At 41.5% G+C, this 26,741-nt stretch carries 23 protein-coding genes; 14 read left to right on the top strand and 9 right to left on the bottom strand.

All coding sequences use genetic code 11. The features are described 5' to 3' along the window. Positions 1 to 5: 5 nt before the first annotated feature. The gene (locus A7985_RS26480; protein WP_065790574.1) at positions 6 to 1,826 is read left to right on the top strand and encodes a methyl-accepting chemotaxis protein; all 1,821 of its coding nucleotides are present in this window, start codon (positions 6 to 8) and stop codon (positions 1,824 to 1,826) included. Between the two features lie 171 nt (positions 1,827 to 1,997). Here the strand turns inward: A7985_RS26480 and A7985_RS11275 are convergent, their stop codons facing one another. The 3 genes from A7985_RS11275 to A7985_RS11265 all read right to left on the bottom strand — a co-directional run bounded on the left by A7985_RS11275 (position 1,998) and on the right by A7985_RS11265 (position 5,350). Then, complete coding sequence (locus A7985_RS11275; protein ID WP_065790573.1) at positions 1,998 to 2,507, bottom strand: hypothetical protein; 510 nt, start codon at positions 2,505 to 2,507, stop codon at positions 1,998 to 2,000. Between the two features lie 527 nt (positions 2,508 to 3,034). Then, a complete protein-coding gene (locus tag A7985_RS11270; protein ID WP_065790572.1) occupies positions 3,035 to 4,456 on the bottom strand; it encodes a PQQ-dependent sugar dehydrogenase in 1,422 nt (473 codons plus the stop codon). Between the two features lie 348 nt (positions 4,457 to 4,804). After that, positions 4,805 to 5,350, bottom strand: a complete 546-nt coding sequence (locus A7985_RS11265; RefSeq protein ID WP_065790571.1) for a hypothetical protein — start codon at positions 5,348 to 5,350, stop codon at positions 4,805 to 4,807. Positions 5,351 to 5,791: 441 nt separating this feature from the next. On the opposite strand from A7985_RS11265, the gene A7985_RS11255 reads away from it, so the two are divergent. Next, positions 5,792 to 6,238: a DUF1353 domain-containing protein gene (locus tag A7985_RS11255; protein ID WP_065790569.1), complete on the top strand. Its 447-nt coding sequence runs from the start codon at positions 5,792 to 5,794 to the stop codon at positions 6,236 to 6,238. A gap of 54 nt (positions 6,239 to 6,292) precedes the next feature. On the opposite strand, the gene A7985_RS11250 is transcribed toward A7985_RS11255, so the two are convergent. The 6 genes from A7985_RS11250 to A7985_RS11230 all read right to left on the bottom strand — a co-directional run bounded on the left by A7985_RS11250 (position 6,293) and on the right by A7985_RS11230 (position 10,367). Then, the gene (locus A7985_RS11250; protein ID WP_065790568.1) at positions 6,293 to 6,691 is read right to left on the bottom strand and encodes a hypothetical protein; all 399 of its coding nucleotides are present in this window, start codon (positions 6,689 to 6,691) and stop codon (positions 6,293 to 6,295) included. A 304-nt stretch (positions 6,692 to 6,995) separates the two neighbouring features. Continuing rightward, positions 6,996 to 7,310, bottom strand: coding sequence for a hypothetical protein (locus A7985_RS11245; RefSeq protein WP_065790567.1), 315 nt, complete (start codon positions 7,308 to 7,310; stop codon positions 6,996 to 6,998). Between the two features lie 451 nt (positions 7,311 to 7,761). Further along, positions 7,762 to 8,232, bottom strand: a complete 471-nt coding sequence (locus tag A7985_RS26760; protein ID WP_218061292.1) for a hypothetical protein — start codon at positions 8,230 to 8,232, stop codon at positions 7,762 to 7,764. Between the two features lie 69 nt (positions 8,233 to 8,301). After that, positions 8,302 to 8,670 (bottom strand): SDR family NAD(P)-dependent oxidoreductase, encoded by a 369-nt coding sequence (locus A7985_RS26755; protein WP_218061291.1) that lies wholly within the window; start codon positions 8,668 to 8,670, stop codon positions 8,302 to 8,304. Between the two features lie 316 nt (positions 8,671 to 8,986). Then, positions 8,987 to 9,841: an AraC family transcriptional regulator gene (locus A7985_RS11235; protein ID WP_065790566.1), complete on the bottom strand. Its 855-nt coding sequence runs from the start codon at positions 9,839 to 9,841 to the stop codon at positions 8,987 to 8,989. A 34-nt stretch (positions 9,842 to 9,875) separates the two neighbouring features. Continuing rightward, entirely contained in the window at positions 9,876 to 10,367 is a 492-nt protein-coding gene (locus tag A7985_RS11230) for an SRPBCC family protein (RefSeq protein WP_065790565.1), read from the bottom strand. Positions 10,368 to 11,084: 717 nt separating this feature from the next. Between A7985_RS11230 and A7985_RS11225 the strand changes: the two genes are divergently transcribed. The 12 genes from A7985_RS11225 to A7985_RS11175 all read left to right on the top strand — a co-directional run bounded on the left by A7985_RS11225 (position 11,085) and on the right by A7985_RS11175 (position 26,741). After that, on the top strand, positions 11,085 to 11,633 hold the full coding sequence (locus A7985_RS11225) for a hypothetical protein (protein ID WP_065790564.1): 549 nt from the start codon (positions 11,085 to 11,087) through the stop codon (positions 11,631 to 11,633). A gap of 226 nt (positions 11,634 to 11,859) precedes the next feature. Further along, the gene (locus A7985_RS11220; protein ID WP_065790563.1) at positions 11,860 to 12,099 is read left to right on the top strand and encodes a hypothetical protein; all 240 of its coding nucleotides are present in this window, start codon (positions 11,860 to 11,862) and stop codon (positions 12,097 to 12,099) included. Between the two features lie 561 nt (positions 12,100 to 12,660). Continuing rightward, positions 12,661 to 12,819 (top strand): hypothetical protein, encoded by a 159-nt coding sequence (locus tag A7985_RS26475; protein ID WP_176716732.1) that lies wholly within the window; start codon positions 12,661 to 12,663, stop codon positions 12,817 to 12,819. A gap of 76 nt (positions 12,820 to 12,895) precedes the next feature. Beyond that, the gene (locus A7985_RS11215) at positions 12,896 to 13,636 is read left to right on the top strand and encodes a hypothetical protein (RefSeq protein ID WP_065790562.1); all 741 of its coding nucleotides are present in this window, start codon (positions 12,896 to 12,898) and stop codon (positions 13,634 to 13,636) included. An 85-nt stretch (positions 13,637 to 13,721) separates the two neighbouring features. Then, the gene (locus tag A7985_RS11210; protein WP_065790561.1) at positions 13,722 to 14,309 is read left to right on the top strand and encodes a GNAT family N-acetyltransferase; all 588 of its coding nucleotides are present in this window, start codon (positions 13,722 to 13,724) and stop codon (positions 14,307 to 14,309) included. Between the two features lie 443 nt (positions 14,310 to 14,752). After that, positions 14,753 to 15,163 (top strand): YjfI family protein, encoded by a 411-nt coding sequence (locus tag A7985_RS11205; RefSeq protein ID WP_065790560.1) that lies wholly within the window; start codon positions 14,753 to 14,755, stop codon positions 15,161 to 15,163. 14 nt (positions 15,164 to 15,177) lie between these two features. Next, entirely contained in the window at positions 15,178 to 15,870 is a 693-nt protein-coding gene (locus tag A7985_RS11200) for a PspA/IM30 family protein (RefSeq protein WP_065790559.1), read from the top strand. A 5-nt stretch (positions 15,871 to 15,875) separates the two neighbouring features. After that, positions 15,876 to 16,196 carry a hypothetical protein gene (locus A7985_RS11195; RefSeq protein WP_063371330.1) on the top strand — a complete coding sequence of 107 codons (321 nt, stop codon included), beginning with the start codon at positions 15,876 to 15,878 and terminating at the stop codon, positions 16,194 to 16,196. 60 nt (positions 16,197 to 16,256) lie between these two features. After that, positions 16,257 to 16,862 (top strand): OB-fold-containig protein, encoded by a 606-nt coding sequence (locus A7985_RS11190; protein ID WP_065790558.1) that lies wholly within the window; start codon positions 16,257 to 16,259, stop codon positions 16,860 to 16,862. A gap of 165 nt (positions 16,863 to 17,027) precedes the next feature. Beyond that, entirely contained in the window at positions 17,028 to 19,130 is a 2,103-nt protein-coding gene (locus A7985_RS11185) for an SPFH domain-containing protein (protein ID WP_065790557.1), read from the top strand. Between the two features lie 88 nt (positions 19,131 to 19,218). Next, positions 19,219 to 25,227: a DNA repair ATPase gene (locus A7985_RS11180; RefSeq protein ID WP_081310526.1), complete on the top strand. Its 6,009-nt coding sequence runs from the start codon at positions 19,219 to 19,221 to the stop codon at positions 25,225 to 25,227. A 257-nt stretch (positions 25,228 to 25,484) separates the two neighbouring features. After that, the gene (locus A7985_RS11175; protein WP_065790556.1) at positions 25,485 to 26,741 is read left to right on the top strand and encodes an efflux RND transporter periplasmic adaptor subunit; all 1,257 of its coding nucleotides are present in this window, start codon (positions 25,485 to 25,487) and stop codon (positions 26,739 to 26,741) included.

Here is a 26,741-nt window from a genome sequence, read left to right as displayed (position 1 = left end):
TAAACATGTTTGCGGAGCTAAAAATTTCAAACCGTTTGGGGGCTGGCTTCTTTGTTTTGCTGCTACTGTTCAGTTGCGCTGTTTTAGTCTCTATACAAGCACTTAACACAGCAGCTGAAGGATTTAGAGATTATCGCTCCCTTGCACGAAATACAAATAATGCAGGGCGAGTACAGGCGAACCTACTCAGCTTAAGAATAGCGGCTTTACACTACATAAATAACGGCAAAGCGGAGGCATTAAGAGAAGAACTATCACGCATGGCTGCTTTGCAAGAATTATTGCAAAGTGCCCACGAAGACGCCATAACCGAAGAACAAATAAACACGTTTAATGACGTTGAGCAATTGGCAAACCAATACGCGTCTGTATTTGAACAAGTGGCGAGAAAAATTGCCGAGCGTAATACTTTGGTACATGAAAAGTTGAATGTGATAGGTCCGAAAATGGAGCAAGATCTGTCTCAAATTTTGTTAAACGCAAGACAAGATGGCGATATGGAAACCGCGTTTTTTGCAGCCGCGGCGCTCAGAAACCTTCTGATTGCACGGCTGCATGTCGTCAAGTTCTTAGATACGAACGACTCTGAGGAAGTCGAACGTGTTCAAACCGAATATGCGCTCTTTAGCGATAACCTTAGAGAACTTGGCTCCTTGATTCAGGGGAAAAGTCGTCAAAGTTACTATGTGAACCTAGTGCGTCTTGCGCCTAAATACATTGAGCACTTCAATAATCTAACCTTGGTGATTGATTCACGAAATAGGCTCAAGCGAGCGCAATTGGATGTATTAGGTCAGCAGGCGGCACGCCAAATTGAAGTGCTTAAGTTGAGCATCAAAGATCGTCAAGATCAAATGGGTCCGGCACTACAACGAGACAATCGTAATTCACAAACGTTAGTTGCGACGGTCAGCGTGATTAGCTTTGGAGTGGCGATTCTCCTTGCTGTAATTATCTCTAAATCAATTACGACCCCCATTAATGAAGCTGTTGCAATTGCAAATTCATTGGCTGCGGGCAACTTAGAGATGAGGAAAAAAATTATAGGTGATAGTGAAACGTCACGCTTGTTGAGAGCTTTGCAAGGCATGTCCAAACAATTTGCGATAGTCATAAAAGAGGTGAAACAAAGCTCCTCATCATTGGAGAATATCTCTACATTGGTAATTCGAATCGCAAAAGAGATGGCTGTGTCGGCCGCAGAGCAAGAGAAGAGTGTTTCAAATACTAAAAATGCGGCTTTAAAAATAGGTGAGTCGATCAAAGCCAATAGTGAGTATGCTTTAGCCACCGATGGTGTAGCAATTAACACCACTAAAGAAGCAGACGATGGCGGGGGGAAAGTCAAACAAACGATTGATGCAATGCGAACCATTGCGCAACAAATCAAGATAATTGATGAAATTGCCTATCAAACCAATTTGCTAGCTTTGAATGCAACAATTGAAGCTTCACGCGCAGGTGTTCACGGTAAAGGGTTTGCAGTGGTTGCGAGCGAAGTACGAAAGTTAGCAGAACGATGTCAGCAAGCGTCGGAAAGAATAGGAGAGACAGCCACTGAGAGCGTCAGTTTAGCTGAGGTTGCTGGTAAGCAGCTTGAAAAAATAATTCCTGCGGCCAATAAAACCTCGGATCTTGTGCAAAATATGATGAATATTTCCAAGCAACAACAACAAGGTCTAGAGCAAATTAATCAGACTGTCGAAGCTGTGGATGCGGCGACAATGCGAAACACCCAAGCGAGTAATAGCTTGACCCGCTCGGTCCAAGATATTGTTAAGGTTTCTAACAATTTACAGGCAAGTGCGGCATTCTTTAAGCTTTAACTCACGATAAAGTGAGGCAAAGCTTAAAGTCGCGAATGTGAATAAGCTTCCAGATTTGGATTTTAGTGTGTATCAAATCTGACAGTGAACACAAGCTTTGTGCCAAAGGCGGACGCTGGTTCAAATAGCTAAAATCAACGTCTCTGACCCCATTGATCACTTTTAAAAAGATTAATGAAGGGCAGCTGTTGCTTTAAGTACACTGTAGTCTTTGGCAATCTGGATATGATGTGTTTGGTGTTGGCCTACTATAGAAAGTAGAAAGCCTTGTAATCTATAGTCATATAGCACCATGTCTTCAAACTCTACAAAAATTGACCAATCAGGTGACGTATTCGATACCAAACTAATGCGATACAGTGAGTTATCTTTTCTTACATCGATTTCTGCAATGCGAAACCCTGCCAAGTTAAGCTCATGTGATTTACCAGTAAAGGAAAATGGTGTGTCCAAGATTGCTTTATTGACCACTATCGATTTCAAATCATCACGCGACTTATGCTTTACATACACTACATCGGGCTGCTTTGTGAGCTCTGAAGAGGTTTCTATCAGGTTTTTAAGTAAACTTACTTGGGTTTTAGAAAAGGAGTAGTTTTGCAGATGAACTACGCCAGCTGACACAGAGCTTACGAATGGTATCAGGCCAGCAAGCACAACATATTTAATTAATCGAATCATCTATCAATACAATTTTAAAAACCGCAAGCGTATTGGTTTTAACGTAAAGCCACAAGTAAATGTTAATTCAAAAAAAACCTTCGTTAGACCATTAAGTTATTAATAGTATTGTGAATATGCACCATTTTTACACGTTTTTGGACAATTCTACGTGCAGCTCTATTTAAACACTGTTCAGATTACTCAGCTATCAACCCACAAAAATTGAATTGGACGACCATTCCTCGCTCATACTTGCCTGTCAGATGAAGTCTAAACGTATTCACCTAAACTGTAAGATCAGGTATGCGCCACTACAGCTAATGTTGTTAACACCAAGCGATTTTGTCGTACTTTAGTTACCAAGCGATTCTGTCGTAATCGCGCATTACCAAGGGAAATCCACTGTGTTACGGTGAGCAAAACTTGCTGAAGCTCGGCAACATTTATCGTGTGATTACGTCACGATCGCTCGGTACTTATACCGTCTGCTTCCGATGGTAATCACACTACGACAGCTAATGTAACTGATCTCTTGTGCCTATTGGCTATTTACCGGGTGTTAGGGCTACGATTTTACTGGTTTTAGATTGCCTATCGTTCATTGTTATGTAAAGTTCACCTGTGGGTGCGGTAACCACATCTCGAATTCGTCCGAGTCCCTTTAAAATGATTTCGTCTTCAATGACTTTGTTATCCTTTATACGCAAGCGGTGTAACTGCTTTTTCGCTAAACTGCCAACAAACAAGTCGCCTTGCCACTTGCTAAATACGGTGTTCGTATAAAAGTTCATTCCTGCGACAGCGATTGATGGCGTCCACTGGTGAATGGGCTGTTGCATGCCAGGCAATGCTGTATGGGGCGTAATTGGGGTTCCATCGTAATTCATGCCGAACGTAATTTTTGGCCAGCCATAATTGAGGCCTTTTGAGATCAAGTTCAGCTCATCGCCGCCTCTTGGACCATGCTCTGTTGACCATATCTGCTCAGTGGTAGGGTGCTTTACTAATCCCTGTGGGTTTCTATTTCCATAAGTCCAAATCGTTTTGAGTGCCCCCGGTTGAGTGAAAAACGGGTTATCTTTGGGAACTTGTCCATTTTTGTATATTCTGTGTATTTTCCCATTTTGTGTTGTTAAATCTTGTGCATCATTTTGGTGACCTTCGTCACCATTACTGAAAAATAGATAGTCACCAACGATGGCGAAGCGTGAGCCAAAATGCCAACCTCTATTTCTGTGCGTTTGTTTTGGTGCTTCAAATAAGGTTTGTTGCTCAACCCACTGGTTATTATTTATTTTACCTCGAACTATTGCGGTGATCCCGACATTTTGTCCGGCATTATTTTTACCAGTTTGTTTGCTATAGGAAAGATAAACCCAGCCATTTTTGGCATAGTCAGGATCTGGCATTACATCTAGCATACCACCTTGTCCGCGATGCCATACTTGAGGTGTATTCTTTATTTGGACTTTCTTTCCATCTTTACCTAACAGCCACAACTCGCCCTTTCTTAACGTATAAAGTAAATCGCCACTGGGTAAAAAGTCCATTGCCCAAATTATACCCTCTGCAGATGCAACTTCTCTCGTGTTAACAGAGTGATATTGAGTATCGAAGCTTTTGTTCAAAGTCGGTGTTTGAATGGCTTGTGTTTCAGCACGGTAGCCAGCTTCTCTAATATAAACAACTAAAGTACGAATTGCTTCATCGGATAGGGAAGAACCAAAAGCGGGCATTCCTCTCTCTTTAATGCCGAGTTTGATGGCGTCAGTCAGTGATTTATCTGTGCCGTCCTTTACCCAAGTTGAGTCCAACAAAGAACCCGCCATTCCTCCTTGCAAGTTTGCGCCGTGACACGAAGCGCAATTCGCTTTAAATACATCTTCTACTTTAGATTCGGCTGAAGCAATCAAAGGACTGATGCAGAAAAGACTTAGCACCACTGATAAATAATCGGTTTTTTTCATTGTTATACGCCCGCATTTTGTTAAGTACAAAACCAGTATAATCGTTACAACCGAATAAAAAACTGTTTAATCGATAGAATGAGAATAGGCTGCGCTGTTAAGAGAAAGGTGGCTTACTGATTGCCAGGTAGGCGTTGTCTGATATCTAAAAAGTAGGCAGAGTTATATAAGAAAAAGGATTATCGAAACTTCAGCCCAAGAAAAACGTTTAAACAATTTTTCCAAAATGAAGTGAGTATTGATATAGGGAAAACATCATAAGTTGCCGGTTGCGCTCGACACGGGCAAGGAAAACAAGTGTTGAGGCGTTTTAGCGTTACGCCTCATCGGTTTGGTGATAAGAATAAGCTATGTGAGTATGTTGATTTCTTCCGTGCAGAAATATTGACCTGTTTGCAAATGCTTACCTCGAACAAAAAACTCAAAAACTGGTGAGCTAGGTGATAAGTCCATTTGTGGGTGTTGGCTAGGGATATGAATGGTAATTGTGGCTAACTTTCTATCAGCTAGATCTACTTGAGCCATTATTAAGTTGCCTATGGGAGCATCGTGCTGTGGCAGTTCAGTGTATACACGTGTAGACGCATCAGGATTAAAAATGATCTCAGTAAATTCCCAATGTGGATCTTGCATATGTAATTTTAACGTGAGTGTTGCAGCTTGATCTATATTCGCTCTATTTGTAAACGAAGACGAGGGGGCAAGTTTGATGCTGTGTAAAGTCGCGGCTTTATCATTGCAAGGATCTAAAGCAAGCTGCCATTGAAAATCGCCTTCAGGAACAAGATCTTTTAATTTTAATGAGCCGTGCTTGTTTACCCAACGAGCTTGGTTAGATGTTATTTTGGTCAGTGGATGAATACACCTGTGTACTACTTCTTGAACATTGGACATGTATTTCTCTATATGTATGATTTTTATAACATAGTACCATTCACGTGCATCGCGAATAGGTCATCGAATGTCCGGTTGAAAGAAGGAAAGTTTGAAAATACGTTTACATTTTATACGCGTACTGCAAAGTTTTTTATTGACTTTGGTTTAAGTGTGTACCTAATATGGGTTGGTTCGTATACAAAGTAGAAAGTTGAAATAACTGAGTTCTGGATGCCAACAAAAGCTATTTCGGGGAGAACTTTGTTGGCACATATCAAAGTCACAATAACAAAAATATATACTTTTCCAGAGCTGAGCTTATGTGGCAGCCCTTTGTTTGGGCTGCCATCCTTTTCTTTTGTAGTCATGACTGGGTTAAATCATTTCTAAGCACAAAAATGACACATCTTTTTGATTTAATCGCGTTATAAATTGATGGACAATTCCAAAAGGTAAACCATGGACGTGCTTAACCTTAAACCCGTGTTAGTAACGCATTCAAATAAACTTGAAACAGCATATGAACTTATCGAAGACTTTCCTTATCAGCATGACGGGCAAGTTCGATGGGTACCAAAGTACTTTCAGTATGATGGCGCAAGTATTCCCACGCTTGCCTATTACTTCGTGGGCACCCCATTTAATCCAAGATACATGAAAGCGGCACTTGTGCATGACTGGCTTTATCATACGCATGAAATCGACAGAGTCGCTGCGGACGGGCTCTTTTATGACATGCTGCGTAGCGCTGGGGTAAGCAATGCGAAAGCATCCTTAATGAGAATTGCCGTTGAGCAGTTTGGACGTTGGTACTGGAAGAATGATCTTGATGACGAAGCGTACAAAGCAGAGTTGAAAAACAAAATCATCAATGATGGCAGGCAACCTAGCGTGTACGGGCTGTAAAATAACGGAAGTGTAAAGGAGGGCAAATCCCTCCTTTTTCTATGCTTGAGTAGATTAGCTTGATTTTGTTTGCTGGAGTATCAAAAAAACTAGGCCAATTATTCCTGTCAATGCGAAGCCTGACAATAAAAATGGGTCCATCGCAATGTGCTCGTGAAAGTTGAATGTACCCGCGGAGATTTTCTTCCAACCCATAAAGTGTTGATTTGCGGCAACTACGGCGCCAAAAAAGCCGATAACTAAGGCGATATACTTTGTGATCCAGTGATAGGCGGTAGGTAAAATCAACAGAATACCTAATAAGCCGATGACTGTACGTTGTGCGCGACAATAAGGGCAAACGTAGACAACACCAGCTAATTCGACCGCCCAGGCCGAGATACTGATGAGCACTGCAATAAGCGCAATAATTTTGTGATGTTTAATGTATGTTTCTAATTGAAGAAGTACCATTTTGAACCTGTAAAGCTATTTTAACCCGTAACTGGGTCGATTATTGTTATAGTGTAACACTTTGAGGTGGGTTTAGGTAAGTTTTTATTCCTAATTGTTTTAACTTATAACTTTTTTATCTTTTGGTAAAGTGTTTAAAGGCAAAAAATAAGAATCGGTTTGCCAAGTGAAGAGCGACAAGTGGACTAGTTCTTGATAGATAATTTTGCTTCGAATTTTATGAGTAATAGATTGCTAGAGGTTTTAGGTCGCAATAAAGGAGTTGCTGAGGCTGGGACTTACCCAGCCTCAGACGGCAAAAATATTAATTGTTATTTACGTAACAAACAACTAATTCATGCTGCGGATTATCTTGAGTGTCTTCAATTAGGTATTTGGCGGCGATACTATTTTGGCAAGTACACATGTCGTAGTGGCTATACATGTATGGACGACCAGACTCATCTTTGTCTGTTTTTGTTACGCTGCACGTAGGCTCTCTCCACCTAGCGTCCCAACCACTCTCACCAAATGCAACAATCTTGATCTTATTGGATAAGATCTTTGCTGATAATTCATCTGTCTGTGCAGAACTATTGAATGCACAAAGTGCAGCTAAACCAATTAATAATTTTTTCACGATTCATCCTTAATAAATTAATTCATAAAGTAGAGTTTTGACTCTACTTGCTGTTATTTTATTTATATTTTTTATTATTTCAAGTTTAAATATTCCTTTCTTTAGTGTGTAAATACTGAGTTAGTCTTCATGCTGTTGAAATTGCTGCGTGTGTTTTAGCTTATATTTAAGAATATGATTGGTATAAAAACCAAATTTAAACGACCGTTAAAATAACCGCCCTGATTAAATCGACTTTAAACAAAGAGGAACAAGTACATAGCGAGGACTTTGAGTATAATTCATTCCTTTTAACCTCAACTTTTCTTGCTTTGTACCATGACACTATGATGAAAAAAGCCCTTATTTAGAGTGAGAAAAGGGCTATCTAGCGTATTCATGCAGATGACTATGTTTGGTCTATAAGGCGGATTAAGTTGCCCAACATAGATTATAAGTCTGCGACTAAAGATTATAAAAACCGTTGGATCGCGCGATATGCGTTATCTTGATAAGCTTCGTTGCTTAAGTCCGAAAATAACGTACTTTGGTCGGATATTGCACCGGTTAGCCCTTTTTTACTGGCGTAAAATATTCCGGATTTTAGCTCTTTATTAAAGAGCCCTTCAATATATCGACCGGCACCTACTTCTACTTTATGCACTTTACCAAGCCACAGCATGACTTGCATCATGCCTTTCATCATGTATTGTTTAAATATGGGAAGCGTATTAAAGCCTTCTGTTCCGGTGGTTGCGCCGGGGCTCATGGTGATAAACTTTATTTGTGGATGTTGTCTTGCCATTGCTGACATCCAAAGTGCTCCCATGTATTTGATTGAACCATAAGGTACTGTTGCATCTTGCGATTTTCCAAAAAATGACCCATCACAAATTGCGGCAAATTCTGCTTCAGAAGAGGTTGGCAAATCAGGCCTTTTCATACCCATTTCTTTTACGCCACGGGCTGCTTCGGAGCCTGCATAAATTGCAATTTTGTTAGTTTTCCAGCTTTAAAGCTCTTGAGTGAGTAGACTATGACCCAGTAAGTTGACAGCAAAAATCTCGGTAACGCCATCACTGTTGATTCGGTCAAAGCTTTTACCACCAGTCCCGCCTGCATTCATGATGAGTGCATCAATACTGCGGTCAAGTGTTTGTACTGCTGCCCTTATTGAAGAATGGTCACATACATCGATTTGAATGATACGGAAAACACTTTTACCTGTAATGCGTTCTAACTCCGATTTTGCCGCAAGTGCTTTGTCAATGTTTCGACAACCTAAGTAGATCTCTTCTACTTCAGGGTGGGCCGCGAGTTGCTTTGCTGTTTCTTTCCCAAGACCTGCGTTGGCGCCGGTAATTAATACTCGCTTTATCATAATTCTACTCTCTGTTCGTTTAATTCGTTTAAGTGCCCATAGAATAGTGAATTAGGTGTTCGATTTTTTGATATTTCTTGCGGTGTTTACAGCTGCACACTACGTGGTTTTGACGACTTTTATGCCTTTAAACTCGGATTTATTTAGATTCTGTGGTCTTTCAACATGGACGGCTATTATGTGATCAAATTTGACTTCAATTCGCCAGAGATAAAGTACATTGACACGCGAAGGGTGAGCTAGCCCTTTTCGGATTTATTTTTAACCATGCGACCATCCTAAGGTTGTATTTGCAACGCAAAAAAGCCTGATTTAATCAGGCTTTTTGTGTAACTGGGATGTTCAAATAGATTTTGTTATTGGGGTCGGCATCATTAAAACTGGCAGGCAATAACTCGAAATCGGGCTTATTCGCATATTCATACTGGCTTTTTGGTAACCAACTACCCCATATATAGCGCAATGTATCCTCTAATTTTGATAATGGTCCAATGTGTGTAAATCGAGCGTAAGTTTGCGCTTCTAGCTCTCTTGTAATTAGGCCCTCAGGAACATCGTCAAAGTTCTCAACTTGTGCAGAGCAGATGTAAACAAAGCGAGTTACATCTTCTGATTCCTCATAACATTCGTAAATGCCAAAAAAGTCAGTGCCTACTCTGTTAGGGATCTTATCTCGATATGGCCTAAACCCTGACCAGAGTTTGGGTAAACTCAGGTCTCCGTCATCATACTGAGTGGCTATTCCAACAATTTTCATCGCAGGCTGAGAAACGATCTCCGGCTCCATACTGAGGTTATTTTGTAAAAAGTCTAAATCAGCTTCATTAAACGGTTTTTTATAGAGCAACCTGAAAGGTTCGTTAATTTTGCGATATTGCGCTGGCGTCATATCAAACAGCGCCTTAAAAGCTCGCGTAAATGCTTCTTGTGATTCAAATTGGGATTCTAACGCAAGTTCTAAAATCCCAACTTCTTCGGTAAGCAACCGCTTGGCCGCTAGGGTTAAGCGGCGCTTACGCAAATATTCTTTTGGTGTATCTCCAACCAATGCCTTAAACACCCTGCTGTAGTGGTACGTTGAATAATGTGAGGATTGAGCTATTTCATGCACACTTATTTTTTCGCTCAAATGGGCTTCTATATATTCAATACTTTTTAAAAAACGATCCATCTCAATACCTCTCATAGTTTTTTAATTGAAGTCATTAAGCCGCACTTGCGGTCAGTGTATGGTTTTCGGCATACACCTTTAAGCCTTTCAATAGTTTGCCAAAAGCCACAGGAAATACCAGTCTAAGCAAGGGGTAAAATGGATATGCAAACACTTTTAGTTGAGGGGATGCTGTCCAGATGACCTCTGATTTATTCTGACCCAGTGATCGGACGGTCATTTTTACATGGTTTTGCTTAATAGGAATCACTTTGGGGTTGTTTACAGGCAAAACATCAAATGCCAACGTTTTATTCTGTTCACTGTATTCAGTAATGACTTCTTTTACCTTCGGCCCATTTGGGTTGTCGCTCAAGTCACAAAGTCGGCCCTCCATAGGAGCTCCACTTAGTCCTTTTCCTCTACCCATTGCAACTGAATTGGGGATTGGTCCCATCCACAGATGCGCTTTATCAAATTGGTTCGCGACTAAGTCCCAAACTTGCTCAGCAGGCTTATTAATTTGTACTTTCTTAGTGATTTGCATAATGTTTCCTCGAATAGATGCTGTGTTGATAAAGCAACTTTAAAGAAGTTGAGGAAGCATTTTTTGATATTTCTTGCTGTATTGAAAAATGTGCAGATCATGGTGGCAGCCTAAGAGGTTTTGCTCTGTGTTCATAAGGTCGTTAGTGGACGATTAAATCAGGCCGTTTTTTATGTGTGGGTATCGTGTATGGGGGCAAGGCCTGAATAAGAACTAAAAGGCCCCAGAGTTAACATAATGTCAAACATACCATCAGCGTGAATGAAGCCAAGCCTCAATCAAGGTGGCTAGAAAACGTTGAGCTGATATATTGCCTACCATTTTGTTGGAAGAACTAAAAATAAGTATGCTTAATTAAGAGTGGTCCACTATGGCTTAAAAGTGAAGATAGTTAACTGATGCAACATTGAATTGGGTTTAGATACGCTAATTGATTCTATACCACAAGCGTAAGCTATATAAACCGTTAATAACGAGCAAATAGACTCTCTTATAAGTTAGCTCTATTTTTTTAAAATACGGTATTGTTCGCATTTAAATGATCACTAAATAGCGTAAGGTTGTAATTTTAAGCGCCTGAAACAGCTAGGTTTCAAGAGCTTGCTTTTTAGCACGTTATCAATACACTGAGTATATGATTCATTCACTCTGGAATTGGCAATTAATCAAGCAACAAGGCTGTCACTTGCTTACTAGTCAAAACAACACAATAAAGTTATGTGGTTTGCTATTGTTTGGTTGCTTATTGGTACAGTACACTTTGAGGCTTGGGCGACAGAGCTTAGGCTCACAAGTTCTGATGGTGCTGTAGATATCTCTCCAATTGTATCTGCTTATTCTATCTGCCGAGGGTATCGCATCGAGCGCATTCAGGGGTCAATGCGTCTCCACTCACTTCTTTATGGGTTTGATAGCTGCGATGATAAAAGTACTAGGCAGCCGCTTATTGCTTTGAATCTTGAAGATGATGAACAGTCCCAAATACTTGCACTGGCTAACTACTTTGGCATTTATCATGCGCCGAACAAGCTAGGTCTACGATTTGGCGTTAAATTTTCTCAACAAAGGGCGAAAATAGATTGGTTTGTTGAGAAAAAAGACGCCGCAACAACTGTCAAAATTGAAAAAAGCTTCAATAGAGAAATTGTTCGCGTCACCTTTACTTCTGAGCATAAAAGTGCGCCGCCTAAATTGGAGTTATTACTTTACTTTTTGCCTCAGACTAACGAAATTATTAAAGTTGAAATTATAACCAAGAAAGCATAAGAGCGCTTAATATTGCGAGTAGATTAGACCGTGTCATGGTTGATTAGTACGCTATTTATTAATAAAGCACGTTTTAAATCAGTATTTTGTTTGACTTTTTTATCAAGAAGATAGAAATAAATGTGGGTAGACTATTTTTTATTCACGTGTAATACTTTGTAATAGTTGAGAGGAAAGGACTTTTATATAGTTATTGTTGTTTAGTAACTTGCAATAAAGACAGGCTATGGACCAAAAACTAATTGAGCAAATAAATTTTGATGAGTATGCGGTGGATGCGGTTGAGAACTCAGACCTGACCAAACATCATATCAATGCGACGCTATTGGTTGACGAAGATTCAGTGTCGGAGCAAGATCGCATTAAGCTGTTAACTGAGCTAAACCTGTATCGAAACTCGGCGGCAATTGAGGTCGAAGAAGTTACCACAGGTGTGTTTAATCTACGCTTTGCGCTTCTTAACTAATTGACTTATATGTGCCTACTGTTCTTTGGTTAAGGCGGTTTGGCCTTGATACCGAAGTTTCATTGTGACTTAAATACCGTGTTATAGCAGGCATTTTTGAGCCTTAAGTTATTTATACAAATGCAGTGTGACAGTAAAAAGCGTGTACTTGGGGCAGATCGCCATGTGCTTTCATTGATAGATCCCATTCTGATTGGTTTATTAACTAGATAATAAATACTCCACTCCTCGAATTTGCAAATAGTCAGTTGAAAAAATTCGCAAAAAATGTATTTTTAATTCAAAAATATTAATCTGTTTAAATCAGTTGTGTAGACTGGTTTTTACTTATAATGAACCTCAATATAAACCGCCTACCTATTTAATTTGATCATGAATATTAGTAACTATTTTGAGATCTAAAATTCTATTGGTTATATTTCATGTCCAAATGACTATCTGTACTATTTTTATTTCGTCCTAATTTGACAAAAGACGAAATAAGATTTTTGTTTACATTTTAGATGCTAAGCATTAGATTGATGCAGCAAGTATATAATAATAATAAAAATGGAGCGTGTGATGGAATGCGCATTACGCAAAAAAAGTATCAAGAAATCTTCAGATAACAACAACTCACTTACACAAGGTCAAACGAACGAATTTGCCGATGGTGTTAATGTTACCGAGTGCTATTCAGTAACAGGCCGTACTCGCTATGCATGTTACCAAGAGGTCTGAGTCAGGTTTGAGATTGACAGTAAAGAGCGTCCACCTGGGCGTTTTTTTGTAGTTAAAATTTATAAGGGATTTTGTTGTGATTGGTAATTACCACATTGAAATAAAAGATAAAGTTTATACAAGTTGTAATGGAACTGGGCGTGATACGACACACAGTTACAGCATTGAAATTCGAAGTGAAGAACCAGGTAAGTACCAAGTAGTATTTAAAAATGGGTTTCATAACTTCTTAAACTCCTGCTCAGGGATTGGTGAGCTGGCGAATATGCTACCCAATTGTACAAAGCAACTCTCAGAGTTTCTTGTGATAGAGGAGCCTGATATAGGGCTTATATTGGCTAAAAACACGCTCTTTAACGACGCACTTTTACTAATACTGGAAGAGCTTGCTAAGTATTCAGGAGAGCCTGCAGAAACGCTATTTGATTTGATTCAGTCGCAACTCCTCAGAGACTTAAATATCATCTCACTGCGAGACAGTCAGGGGCTATCTATGCCAGTTGGAGAGCACTTGATTTTTGAAAGTACTAATCGTGAAAGTAAATTACAGGTTAAGCAAGAGGCCTCATTAAAAACGGTTGAAATGATTGATATAAAGCGGTTCGTCGGCGAAGTTGAGGACAGCAACTATGACGAATTAAAAAGAGAGTGCTGGCAGGCGCATTTGAGTGAAAAAAGGTATAGTAATACCGGATTAAATTACACGAAATATTGTTTAGACGAAGCTGATAATCTCACGCGATTTGAACTTGTATATCAGTCATTTTCTTCCAAACAGGATAAACGATTAAGTAGGCTCATTGAGCGTATCAAATAATGTTGCCTCATAGTAAGGCAGCGATTCAATCATTGCGCAGCACTATGGTGGAACGTGTTATTTTTAGTATAAGGAGTTTTGTAAGATGTGGTTAAAAAGTGAAGTCCTAGAAGGGGCTAACGTAGTACTTGAACCCATTAAAATGACACATGTTGATTTACTAACCGACGCCGTTCAGGATGGGAATAGTTGGGAGTTGTGGTATGCATCGGTCCCTTCGCCAGAGCAAATGCACGAGTATGTTGAAAAGGCGGTTGAGGCGGCTAAAAATGGTGCGCCTGCATATGTAGTTAAAACGAAAGTCGACAACAAAGTGGTTGGGACAACTCGATTTTACGATGTACAAGGTCGGCACCGTAGAGCGTCAATTGGCTACACTTGGTATGCGAATGCGGTTAAAAAAACAGTAGTAAACACAGAATGCAAATACTTACTGATTAAATATCTGTTTGACACGAGTGGCGCATTGTCTCTTGAGTTTAAAACACACTTCTTTAATCAAACTTCTCGCACTGCAATAGAACGCTTGGGCGCGAAACTTGATGGTGTTTTACGTAGTCATCAGGTTATGCAAGATGGTTCTATCAGGGATACTGCAATTTATTCTATCTTGGCGCATGAATGGCCATCGGTAAAAAATAACTTACTAGCCAAAATAGAGCGTTACTCATAGTCGTTGGCCAGTTGTAAGAAAGTGATGCCCATGTCAGTGGGCAAACTATTTTTTATCAACGCACAAATCGTGCTCTTTTCTGTATATAACGCTCTTTAATGGGGCTGTTGCATATTTTTAAACTTTCTATCTTGGCTCATAGTGCCAAATAACATGATTTTCCGCTCTGTTTTGAATGCCTTTCTTCTTATAAGTTCGTTTATTTTTCGTCATTTTCGTCAAAACTATAAAAAATTAATACTTTCATAAAGCGAGAATAAGCCTATGTTCCTGCGGAGTAAAAAGGGAGTATAAATGGGTTTTTGAGCTGTTTTCCGGTACAAAATTTGATTGTTGGCTTGACATATTATGTCTCAATAGGCACAGTTAGAGCATAACTCATACGATCAATCCGGTGCGATTTCACAAAAAAAAAGCACCATTTGACATAAGGAATTTCTTACATGGAATTGAATGAGCTTGCGCTAAAACTATCTCAGTATGAAACTGAGGGATCGAGTTTCGAGTCATTTTTTATCAATGATGTTGGTCAAGAAGTACTACAAGTGATTGTGGATGGAAACGATGAGCTTCCTATCTTTGTGACACGCACCGATGAGCAAATATTGTGTATTTGCTATTTGTTTTCTGAAGAGGAAATCAACGCGGATAAACATGCGGAGTTAAACGACACGCTGCTACGTTTGAATGTCCCAATGCCGTTGAGTGCCTTTGCCAAAATTGACAACAAATATGCCGTTTTCGGTGCGCTTTCTACAAGCTCGACAATTGAGCAATTAAGTCATGAAATTATTACTTTGGCTGCTAATTCAATCGATGCGTTAGAAGCTATAAGCGACTATTTGACCGAATAAAAGGAGTATTCAAAATGAGTATTTTTAAGAAGTTATTTACCGCGGTTAAAGGTGGTGTAAACGAGGTTGGTGAGAGCATCGTTGATGCTAATGCAATTCTGATTTTCGAGCAAGAGATCAGAGAGGCGCAAGAGGCACTTGCAGTAGCAAAGCGTAGCCTAACCGAAGTCATGGCCAAAGAAATGCAAACCACAAGAGCTATCAAAGCATTAGATGGCGAGATTGAAAAACACGAGGGTTACGCAGGTCAGGCGCTAGAAAAAGGGGAAGAACCTCTTGCTCTGGAGATTGCAGGTAAAATCGCAGAATTTGAACAACAGAAATCTGAACAGCAAGAAGTATTGGCGACCTTTACTGCAAGTGTGGCTAAATTAAAGCAGCAAGTAAAGATCGCAGAAAAAACCATAGTGGAGAATCAACGTCAGCTGAGTATGGTGAAAACCACTGAAAGTGTGCAAAAGGCGACCATGGCGGTAAATGACAATATAGCATCAGGTGATTCTGCCATGGCTTCAGCTAAGCAGTCTCTTGAGCGCATCAAGCAACGCCAGATGGATAAGCAAGATCAGATGGACGCAGCACAACAGCTCGCTGATGAAAGCAGTGATAAATCTCTACATGACAAGATGCGTGCGGCAGGCATTGGTGAAGAAACTGCAAAAGGAGCTGATATTTTAGCGCGCATTAAAGCGAAACAGAGTAAATAGCTGCGATGACCGACAATAAGAACGCATGGAAAAAGCAAGAGAAAGCGGTAAGAGCCACGCAACTTGCTTTTGACTTAAGCTCTGAAGTGCAAAAGTTTATAAAAAAAAGTGCAATTGACGAAGAACTGACCCCCTCAGATATGATCAGGCGAATTTTGGGGCTTGAAATCAAGTCAAAAAAGACGCGACAGAGGCTCAGTTTTAACTTAAGCGATGAAGAGATAGCATTGCTTGCAGAGCGGTTCGATATACCAAACGCCGACAAGCGTTTGGTAAAACAAAGAGTCGCAGATCTGCTCATCGAGCATGTTAAAGAAACAAAGTGATTCACTCAGTGAATCGAACTAGTGCATTGCAGTATACGCAGTGGAGGTATACAGAGGCTTATGGACTTTCTTAATACAATTTTTACTTTTCCGACCGTTGTATTTACGACGCTACTTCTTATTGTAATTGGCTTTTGGGTGATAGCGCTGCTGGGTTTCGCTGACATTGATATGTTAGAGGGAGACGTGGAGCTCGAAGCCGATGCCGGTGAATCAATATTTCAAATGGGATTTGGCGGCGTACCACTGACTATCTCAATTAGCCTAAGTGTACTCATCAGTTGGGTGATCAGTTTTTACTCACATCAATTATTTGAGTACGTGCTAGGTGAAGGAGTGGTCTTTTATCTCCTTGGAGCCGCAGTGATGTTTGGCTGTTTTGTTCTCTCCATTCCGTTGACAGCACTTATGGTTAGGCCGCTCAGACGCTTTTTCGACAGTAAAGAAACCGCGTCTAAAAATGAGTTTATTGGCCTCGAATGTGTCATCGCAACGGGCAAGGTAACAAATAGCTTTGGACAAGCAAAAGTGCAATTTCAGGGAACTGAACAGCTCATTGAAGTGCGCTGTGAAGAAGAGAATGAATTTAAACTGGGCGATACAGGATTGCTCATAGAACATGACGAAACGCGTAATAGTTATGTCGTTGTTGTCAAGCCTTGGTAACAATCTACTAGGATAGTAAACGCTCACAAGCGTAATCATAAATGACGGTCCAATCAGCATTGGATTGTTAACAAAAGAAACAAATAGTGGCTTTGTTTTGCGTTTAAGTGAAAACAACCAAAACAGAGTTATCTCGGGAAACCAAATATTTAGTTAGGAACACGCATGGAATTTTTAGATAATCTAGGACCTATTTTAACAATCGTTGGCGTTTCAATCGCTGTTATATTCGCGATTATTATGATCATTGGTAAGTTTTATCGAAAAGTGGATCAGGGTCACGCGCTTATCATCAACAAAATGAAGAACGAACCTGATGTGACGACGACCGGTGGCATTGTCTACCCAGTTATTCATAAGATGGAAGTGATGGATATTTCTACCAAGCGCATGGTGCTAGAGCGTAGAGAAAACAGCGGCTTAATTTGTAAAGATAACATCCGAGCCGATATTGCCATTACGTTCTATATCCGTGTAAACGAAAACAAGCAAGATATTTTGCGCGTTGCAAAGCAGGTCGGTTGTGCCCGTGCTTCTCAGCCTGAAACCCTCCAAGAGCTATTTGAAGCGAAGTTCTCTGAAGCGTTAAAGACGGTTGGTAAACAAATGAATTTTGAAGAGCTGTTTACTCACCGCAATGAATTCAGAGACGCGATTAAAGAAGTGATTGGTCAGGACCTATCGGGCTACACGTTAGAAGACGTGGCCATTGATTACTTAGAGCAAACTTCTATTCATAAGTTGGATGAAAACAATATCCTAGACGCTGAAGGTATTCGTCGCATCACGGAGAAAACGGCTGAACAAAATGTTCAAACAAACCAGTTGAAGTGTGACGAACAAGCACAAATCGAAATTCAAAACCAAGCTGCACTTGAGAAATCTCTAGAAATTGAGCGTCAAAAAGAAGATGCCAAAGCAAAGCAGCAGCGTGAGATTGAAACTGTACGTGCGAGAGAGTCGGCAGAAGCTGAGCGCGTTAAACAAGAAGAACGCATGAAAGCAGAAGATGCGCGACTGAAAGCCGACGAAGCGCTTGAAATTGCAGAGCAAAACAAACAGCGTGAGATTGATATTGCTGAACAAAACCGCCTACGTGTACTTGCAATCGAAGAAGAAAAAGTTGCCCGTTCTCGTGAAATCGAGGTGATTGAGCGCGAGAAAGAAACTGAAATCATGCGCATCAATAAAGAAAAAGCGCTAGAAGTTGAGCGTAAAGAAATCGCTGAGGTACAGCGTGACAGAGTGGCGGTTGAGAAAACCGTTGCTGAAGAGCAAGAACGTATAAAAGATGTTCAAACTTTGGCTGCTGCTGAGCGTGAGAAAGAAGCCATTGTCATTCGAGCGAAAGCTGAAGCTGAGGAAGCGCTTGTAAAAGATATTGAAGCAGCGAAAGCGCAAGAACAGGCGGCTGACTTCAAGGCACGTGAACTGGAAAAAATGGCCGAGGCAGAGTTACGCATTGCTAACCAAAGCGCCGAGTCTAAGAAAATCCTTGCAGAAGCTGAGCAAGTTGAAAAAGCGGCTTCTGGATTGGCTGAAGCTGAAGTTATCAAAGCCAAAGCTGAAGCAAATGCTAAGCAAGGTGAAACTGAAGCACAAGTCCTAGAGCAAAAACTGGCGGCAGAAGCCAAAGGTAAGCGAGATATTGGCTTTGCAGAAGCCGAAGTGCAAACGGCGATGGCTGAGTCAATCGAGAAGCAAGGTGAAGCCGAGGCGATTACGTTAGAGCGTCGTATGACAGCCGAAGCGAAAGGTCTTGAAGAGAAGCTTGAAGCGCTAAATGCGATGGACAAAGACGCGAGAGATTATGAAGGCTTTACGCTGAAATTGAATCAGCAAAAAGAGCTAACGCTGGCTAAATTAGAAGCTGAGAAAGAAATTGCCGCACACCAATCTGAGATCTTAGCGAAAACGCTAGGCAATGCAGACATCAATATCATGGGTGGTGACGGTCAATTCTTTAACCAGTTTATGAAGGCCATTACGCTAGGTAAATCAATTGATGGTCTTGTGGGTGAAAGTGACACAGTACAAACGTTATTTAAAGATCACCTAGCAGGCGAAAGAAATATCATGGATGACTTGAAAGGGGTGTTAAGTGGTGCAAACGCGTCGTCAGAAACAATGAAAAACGTCGCAATGAGCAAGTTTTTTCAGCAACTAGGCAATACTTCAGACGCTGAAAAACAACAGTTATTAGCGATGTTAGGCAACACGTTAAATGGTAATGCCAAGTCTGTTGGTCAGTCAGAAGGCCAAGAATAAACTCAGCAGACATATTCTGGGTGTGCGGCCAAACGCACACCCAACTTACCTTTCCATTTACCCTCCGTGTACAACAGGACAGTAAACTATGACGGATTCTGCAAACAATGCCGCACTTGAGCAAGGCTCATACGACCTAATCAAGCGCCGATTGAGCAACTCAGGTGCTCAGCTTCGCAAAGACGTTGACACCTTAAATCAAAACCGAATCGACACATTTGGCAGCACCGAGATCAAAGTAAAAGGGCGCGCCAGAGTAAGAACCGAACATAACTGTATTCCTCGCGATATCGTACTCATTGGCGATAAACTGATATTTGCCTACAACGTTTTCTTAGGCCTTAAAAAAAATATTCATGTCAGCGATGTTTTTAGTGTTCAAAAACTGGTTTATCAGGATGATCACTATGAAGTTGAAGACTATCCGAGTGAAACAAAATTTCTGACTGATAATCGCTTTTTACGCGATTTTGAAGAGCTTTATACGTATTACAAAGAAACGCACCTTCAACACTTATATCAGCAAAATGGTAAACTGTTCGCTGTATTTCAGATTGGAGACAAACTCACTGACGTACGAGTATTTCGTTGGGAAATTGCTGCGGATAATACCCTAGATTACATTGATAACCGTGGCGAGCGAGATATCAAGGGTAATCAAGATTATGATTTCGAATGGATAAAGACCGATCGCTCTGATCATGTGGAAGGGCGCCACCCACATATTAATATTCTTGACCGTGTTTTTGTTGAAACGGTTGGTGGCGACTTAACCATTAAAATTGAAAGCAATACAGAAAGTGGCGAAGGGATCTATGCAGAACCCGTTGATGATAAAAATCAATCGCTGGCAGATTGTGAAGTTGAGTATGCGCAGTTGGGTGAAATCATTCTGCTGAAGGTGCTGCCATATCGAGAAAAAGTATGGCGTCACTATATTTTCAACTGCATTACTCAAAAGGTGATTCGCCAAGATGCAATTTCAGATGCATGTGTGCAGTTGCCCGACGATCATGGGGTGATTTATCCGGGTGGCTACTACTTGCAGTCTGGACAAACACGGCATTTCGATGACCAAATTGAAAATTTAGAGTTTCATAAACAAATCAAGTCGCCCAACGGCGAAGATGTACTGTACGTCTTTTATGAGCCGACAGAAGGTCGTTACGCGCTGTTTGCGTACAACCTTATTGAGAAAAATCTCCAAAATCCGATTTACTGTCATGGTTATGGCGTATATGACGATGGCTTAACTATCACGTTCAAAGCCGAAAAAGAAGAAGCAGAGCGAGTACACCCGATTCAGGTTTGGGATAGCCCATTTTGCTCGGTAGAGTATGCGGCCAATGCTCCGACGCCAACAAGTATGCTGGGCAAGATTGGTAACCCAGATTTGGTCCGCGGGATCTCAGATCTGTACAGCGTATGTAAAGCGATCAGTGAACAAAACCCGAACGTGTCTCACTACGAAAGCCTTATCTCCCTCACGCGCAGCATATTAGACAGATATCACTGGTTGGTTGAAAGCGATTTCGCAGCACTCAATGGGCAACTTCATGAAATCTTTGAAACTTCAGAGCAAGTGCTGGATGAATTTGAAAAAGTAAGTCAAATTCAAGAGACTGCCAAAAAAGCATTGGCTGATATTCAAGCTCAATATAAAGATACCACCAAAGAAATACGTCCAGATAGCTTTAAACTTGCCACCGAATTTGTCACCGGTCTTGAGTCTTTAAAACAGCTCAAAGGCAAGATTATTAGCCTCGAAGAAGTTAAATATATTAATCTGGAGGCGCTTGGTGAACTGCAACAGCAGTTGGACGAAAAAACACTCGACTTAAGCCAGGCAACTGCGCAGTTCTTGCAGCAAGATACAGCATTGGCGCCCTATCACGAAAAGTTGGATGAGCTGACTGAACTGAGCGAAAAAAGTGACAGTGTCACTGAATTAAATGGCTTTTTGGAAGCGCTTGATACGCTAGGTGGAGAGCTGGACCTGCTCAATCACACAATGCTTGACCTTGAAATAGATGACAGCCGAGTTAGGACTCAAATCTTAGAAGATGTCAGTGGGGTCTACGCGCTGGTCAATCGAGCCAAAGCCAGCATCGAAATTCGTAGAAAGAGCTTAGGTAGCGTAGAAGCCAAAGCCGAATTCGCGGCGCGTTTCAAGTTGTTCAGCCAAAGTATTACCAGCAGCTTAAATAATGCACGTACACCAGAGCAATGTGATGAACAGCTGTCACGTTTGCTGATCCAACTCGAAGAGTTGGAATCACAGTTTAGCGAATACGATGAATATCTCGCTGAAATCATGGCTAAGCGTGATGATGTTTACGAAAGTTTTGAAGCGCATAAACAGCAACTGATTGATGAAAGGCAGCGCAGAGCGCTAAACCTTGCAAATGCCGCAGAGCGAATTCTTCAGGGTGTAACCAGACGGTCTCAAAGCTTTACTGAGATAGACGAGATCAACAGCTACTTTGCGTCGGATCCGATGATCAGCAAGCTGCGTAGTTTGACTCAAGAACTCAAAGAGTTGGGCGATGAGATCAAGGCTGACGATATCCAAGCGAAACTGAAAGCGTGTAAAGATCAAGGCATACGTTCACTGCGAGATAAGCAGGATATATATAGCGATGGTGGAAACTCGGTCAAAATTGGTAAACACAGCTTTGGTGTGAACAAACAGTTGTTAGACCTCACTTTGCTACCTCGTGATGAAGACTTGATGTTCCATTTGACTGGTACGGAGTACTTCGAGTCAATTCAAGACAAACAGATTCGCGATAAATTACTCACTTATCGCCCTTATTGGCAGCAAAACTTAGTCTCTGAAAACCACGATATTTATCGCGGCGAGTTCTTAGCAGCCCAAGTATTGAAAGCTGCAAATGAAGCCGCTCATAGTCTGACCTTTACTGAACTAGAGACGGCAATCCAAGAAGAGCGCATTTTGCCACTGGTGCAAAAATTTGCTGAACCTCGCTATCAAGAAGGCTATGAAAAAGGTATTCATGATCATGATGCAGCGATGATTTTGAGTAACTTACTGGGGCAAAAGAAAGCCTTGGGACTGCTTATTTACCCAAGCTCAGCACGTATTGTGGCACACTTGTTTTTCTGCCAAATTGAGCCCCAAATACAGGGCAAGTGGAAAGAGCAATCCAAGCAAGCTGAGTTAATGTCTCGCATGCTCGGAGATACGCGTTTCCAAGCCCAACTCGTAGAATCTTTGAGTCTTGAAATCGAAGCCTTTGCGAGCACACAATTAGTAAAGTACTTGGCTTACTTACCTAAGCTCTCTGCTAATTTGAGCGCAGAGTACCTAGTTAAAGAACTTGCAAATCAGCAAAAAGACGTCTGTTTTGTAATGTCTGATAAAGTTAAAAAAGTATCAGAGCAGTTTACGAGTGTGGCCAAAACCAAAGGGTTCACAAAATCTCTTAACGAGACACTGAATACGCTCGCATGTTTACAAGAGCAAGCGATTATGATGGCTAGCTGGTTAAATGCCTATGGACTGCAGCAAGCTTCCAACACCGAAATTGCTCAAGATGTCTTGCTTGAAGCTGCGAACGTATTACTTTTACAACACCTTAATGTTGCCAAGTTTGTGGCTCAAGACGTCGCTATTTCTAACTCTATTAATGGGTTGCTTGGGCAACATAGTAGAATTGATGAACAAGCACTCACTCTGGATTATTCAGAATTTTATGCGCGAACGTCAGATTATCTGACGCAGCATGTCGCTGGATTTGCGCATTATCATGAAATTAAATCTGAGATTTTGGTGGAGCAGAAAGCGCGTCTACAGCTAGATGAATTTAAGCCCAGACCGCTGAGCTCATTTGTTCGTAATCAGCTTATCGACAAAGTGTATTTTCCAATTATTGGAGACAACCTCGCCAAGCAAATTGGTGCGTCAGGTAGCAATAAGCGAACAGATTTGATGGGTATGTTACTGCTTATTTCACCACCGGGTTATGGTAAGACGACGCTCATAGAATATGTAGCAAACCGGTTGGGTTTGACCTTTGTTAAAGTGAACTGTCCATCTATTGGCCACGATCAGGTTTCACTGGATCCGGCGCAAGCGATTAATGCCACGGCTGCAAAAGAAATTGAGAAAATCAATCAGAGCTTTGAGATGGGCAACAATGTCATGCTTTACTTGGATGACATTCAACATACTAACCCAGAGTTTTTGCAGAAGTTTATTTCACTGTGTGATGGCTCAAGACGCATTGACGGCGTTTGGAATGGACGAAGCAAAACCTATGACTTACGCGGTAAAAAGTTTGCTGTCGTGATGGCGGGTAACCCGTACACTGAATCGGGTGAAAGCTTTAAAATTCCAGACATGTTGGCGAACCGTGCCGATATATACAATTTGGGTGATACCTTATCTGGGTGTGAGCAGGAGTTCGCAATGAGCTTCATAGAAAATGCGCTGACATCTAATGCCGTTCTTGCGCCTTTGGCTAACCGTAATATGGCGGACTTGTATAAGCTAGTGAGGATCAGTGAAGGTGAAGACATTTCATTAAATGAGCTGGAGCATAACTACTCTCAAGCACAAGCAAATGAAATTGTCTCAGTATTACAAAAACTGATCACCATCAGAAATACAGTGCTGAAAGTCAATGCGCAATACATTGCCTCTGCGGCGCAAGATGATGACTACCGAACTGAACCGCCATTTAAGTTACAGGGGAGCTACCGTAACATGAATAAGATGGCGGAAAAGGTGGTCGCTGCAATGAATGAAGCGGAGCTTGAAAACCTCATTCAAGATCACTATCGCGGTGAAGCGCAAACCTTAAGTAAAGGCAGTGAAGAGAATTTACTGAAGTTGGCTGAGCTAAGGGAGACATTAACGGATGAAGAGCGCACAAGATGGGCGCAAATTTTAGCGGACTATGCGCTCTTAAATAGAGCAAATGATGCGGGTAGCCCGGTATTGTTAGCGGTTGAGCAATTAGGTGAGCTAAATGCGTCATTATCGAGCATTGCAACAAAGCTGGATAAGGAGCAGTTAAGTCATGATTACTCTCCTTTGCTCGAAAGCTTGACGAGCACGGTGAAAACTCAGGATCTTAAGCCAAGCATTGAGACGCTTGCCAAAACACTCGATAAAGGTGTACAGCATTCACCTTTAACAGCGTCATTTGAAAAACTGACTGAATTGCTGGGTAATCAGCACGGTGAATTGCTGACGCAAAAAGTGCAAAGTGCTGAGCATGCGATGGATAAGCAAGATGCGTTATTCACGCGATTAGGTAGCGAACTGAATCAGGTGTCTCAAGCATTAGCGAAGCAAACAGAGCTACAGCAAATGCATGTGGAACAAGTGAAACAAAATGAGGTCGATGCTGCGGATGCGCAACAGGCCTACTCTGAACATTTAGGTCTTGCGGTTTCTAAAGTAAGTGATGCATTGAACAAGCTCTATGAATCGCAACAGGCGCAGGTCGCGCATGCTAAAAAGCAAGAATCAGTTCGTGAGAGTATCATTAAACAGTTGGCTAAAATAGCCAATCTACATGAAGCGCAAAACCCAGCTCAGCACCAAGCAAAGCAAGCAGAGCTGCTATTGCAAATCAATGAATCTTTGCAAAATGCCGCGTCTCAGCAAGGGACGCAACAACGCATCACGGAGCTGACCGAGCGATTAGCTCAGTCTCAAAGTACACTTGAGTCGCAGCTTGTTAATGTGCTTAAAGAAAATCAAGCATCGAGCGCTGAGCAATTGCAAAATGTACTAGATGTTCAGCAACAAAGTCAGGAAGCGTTTTCGAGCAAAGTTGAAGCTCAAAGCATGGCGCTAGAGCAGTTGATAACGCAGATTGTGCAGGTAAGCGAAATGGCAACTGCACGTCAGTCTACCCCAAGTGATGAGGTGGCGATTGCACTGAGCGAGTTAGTCAATAACACACTGCCGCAGTTGGCTGCTAGTGCCAACGAGCCAAGTGGACTCGACCCCGAACTTGGCCGTAAAGTGGATGTTATCTTAGAGCGCCTTGCACGAATAGAAAGCATGCCATCAGGCAGCCAAAGTTCGGCTCAAGGCGGCGATAATCCTTATATGCTTTAACGCATTAGGAAATAAAAAAGCCGGCGGTGACGTCGGCTTTTTTGTATTTTAAAGCACGATTAAAGCTGATTTTAGAGCCATATCGGATTTTCTATTTACGCTCTCCACAATTTTTATTTTCCCACTTTTGTTTCTGAGTCCCATATACGGGATAAAAAACTGTCTTAGATAAATTTAAACGATATAAAAAACAGAGTCTTACATGTTGGTATACATTTCGCTCTTATCTATTTGAATTTTGAATAGTAAGGGCGAGTATGAATATCAAAGACTCTCTAGAAAAAAATAAAAAGCGTGCACTGCCAGTCAAAGGAAGTGCCATAGGTGTGGTGAGTGCACTTTTATGTTTGGCTTTCGTATTCACCGACTTTCAAGGGGAAAGTGTTCAGCATCAAAATGTGGTGTTTGCGCAAGTGCAAAGTGGGCCACTAGAGCTTGTCGTTTCAGGGTTTGGGCATTTACGCTCTAAGCACAGCCGTTTCATCACTTCGAGCCGATTAGCGCAGGTAGAGGAAGTTCTTTTGTTACCCGGTAGCCGAGTGACTTCTGAGTCAATCATCATGCGTCTATCTAACCCCAGCCTTCAGCAGGCATTGATGCGCAGCCGCTTGGCATTGGCAAGACAAACAGCGAGTTTTGAAGCATTGAATCTGAGTCAAAAAAGTGAACTTTTGTCTCAACAAGGTCAGCTTACATTGCTAAATAGTGAGCTGGTGAATGCACAATTAAGAGAAGAAGCAGAAGCAAAGCTCATCTCCAGCGGGATCGTTTCAGCGCTGGATCATAGGCGATCTGAGTTGGCGGTTCAGCAGCTCAGTGAGCGGGTTGAACTTGCCAAGCAGCAACTAGAGCAAACTAAAGCATTGCATACTCAGCGGTTGAATGTGGAGCGAAAATTAATCAATGAGCTGGAGTTGGGCTATCAGGCTGCCAAAGAAGATGTCGACAAATTACAAGTAAGAGCGGGCATTGATGGCATGCTGATGGAAGTAAATATTGAACAGGGACAATCCGTGCAAATCGGAGCACCTTTGGCCTTAGTTGGCAGCGAACGTGCGTTATTAGCCGACCTTCAAGTACCAGAAAAGCAAGCAAGCCGAGTCGAAATTGGACAACTGGGGACGATCAATACCTTCAGTGGAGAAGTCAGCGCAAAGGTCAATCGAATTGACCCTGTGGTGAGAGAAGGGCGCATTTTAGTTGAGCTTGAATTGATAGGGGAGCTACCGGACAACGCGCGGCCAGCACTATCCATAGAAGGTAAAGTGATCACTGAAAAACGAGCATCGGCACTTTCTATTCAAAAGCCGAGTTACATCTCTGAACAGAGCCGTAGCGCAATGTTTGTTCTTAACCCTGACACAAATCAATTAGTTAAAACTCAATTGGAGTTTGGTAAACTCGCAGGCAACGCCATCGAAATTCGATCAGGTGTCAAAGCCGGCGAGCAAGTCGTAATTTCGGATATGTCTGATTTTAAACATCTCGCGCAAATAACAATAAATCACCAGTAA

Origin of the sequence: Pseudoalteromonas luteoviolacea (genome assembly GCF_001696455.1) — a bacterium.
In the GTDB taxonomy this organism is placed as follows: domain Bacteria; phylum Pseudomonadota; class Gammaproteobacteria; order Enterobacterales; family Alteromonadaceae; genus Pseudoalteromonas; species Pseudoalteromonas luteoviolacea_C.
Note: the sequence above shows the minus strand (reverse complement) of the source record. Positions and strands in the feature narration are given on the sequence as shown.

Bases quoted from the DNA above. Each gene is read 5' to 3' on its own strand.
- A7985_RS26480 (WP_065790574.1), top strand. From the start codon at position 6: ATGTTTGCGGAGCTAAAAATTTCAAACCGTTTGGGGGCTGGCTTCTTT.
- A7985_RS11275 (WP_065790573.1), bottom strand. From the start codon at position 2,507: ATGATTCGATTAATTAAATATGTTGTGCTTGCTGGCCTGATACCATTC.
- A7985_RS11270 (WP_065790572.1), bottom strand. From the start codon at position 4,456: ATGAAAAAAACCGATTATTTATCAGTGGTGCTAAGTCTTTTCTGCATC.
- A7985_RS11265 (WP_065790571.1), bottom strand. From the start codon at position 5,350: ATGTCCAATGTTCAAGAAGTAGTACACAGGTGTATTCATCCACTGACC.
- A7985_RS11255 (WP_065790569.1), top strand. From the start codon at position 5,792: ATGGACGTGCTTAACCTTAAACCCGTGTTAGTAACGCATTCAAATAAA.
- A7985_RS11250 (WP_065790568.1), bottom strand. From the start codon at position 6,691: ATGGTACTTCTTCAATTAGAAACATACATTAAACATCACAAAATTATT.
- A7985_RS26760 (WP_218061292.1), bottom strand. From the start codon at position 8,232: ATGAAAAGGCCTGATTTGCCAACCTCTTCTGAAGCAGAATTTGCCGCA.
- A7985_RS26755 (WP_218061291.1), bottom strand. From the start codon at position 8,670: ATGATAAAGCGAGTATTAATTACCGGCGCCAACGCAGGTCTTGGGAAA.
- A7985_RS11235 (WP_065790566.1), bottom strand. From the start codon at position 9,841: ATGGATCGTTTTTTAAAAAGTATTGAATATATAGAAGCCCATTTGAGC.
- A7985_RS11230 (WP_065790565.1), bottom strand. From the start codon at position 10,367: ATGCAAATCACTAAGAAAGTACAAATTAATAAGCCTGCTGAGCAAGTT.
- A7985_RS11225 (WP_065790564.1), top strand. From the start codon at position 11,085: ATGTGGTTTGCTATTGTTTGGTTGCTTATTGGTACAGTACACTTTGAG.
- A7985_RS11220 (WP_065790563.1), top strand. From the start codon at position 11,860: ATGGACCAAAAACTAATTGAGCAAATAAATTTTGATGAGTATGCGGTG.
- A7985_RS26475 (WP_176716732.1), top strand. From the start codon at position 12,661: ATGGAATGCGCATTACGCAAAAAAAGTATCAAGAAATCTTCAGATAAC.
- A7985_RS11210 (WP_065790561.1), top strand. From the start codon at position 13,722: ATGTGGTTAAAAAGTGAAGTCCTAGAAGGGGCTAACGTAGTACTTGAA.
- A7985_RS11205 (WP_065790560.1), top strand. From the start codon at position 14,753: ATGGAATTGAATGAGCTTGCGCTAAAACTATCTCAGTATGAAACTGAG.
- A7985_RS11200 (WP_065790559.1), top strand. From the start codon at position 15,178: ATGAGTATTTTTAAGAAGTTATTTACCGCGGTTAAAGGTGGTGTAAAC.
- A7985_RS11195 (WP_063371330.1), top strand. From the start codon at position 15,876: ATGACCGACAATAAGAACGCATGGAAAAAGCAAGAGAAAGCGGTAAGA.
- A7985_RS11190 (WP_065790558.1), top strand. From the start codon at position 16,257: ATGGACTTTCTTAATACAATTTTTACTTTTCCGACCGTTGTATTTACG.
- A7985_RS11185 (WP_065790557.1), top strand. From the start codon at position 17,028: ATGGAATTTTTAGATAATCTAGGACCTATTTTAACAATCGTTGGCGTT.
- A7985_RS11180 (WP_081310526.1), top strand. From the start codon at position 19,219: ATGACGGATTCTGCAAACAATGCCGCACTTGAGCAAGGCTCATACGAC.
- A7985_RS11175 (WP_065790556.1), top strand. From the start codon at position 25,485: ATGAATATCAAAGACTCTCTAGAAAAAAATAAAAAGCGTGCACTGCCA.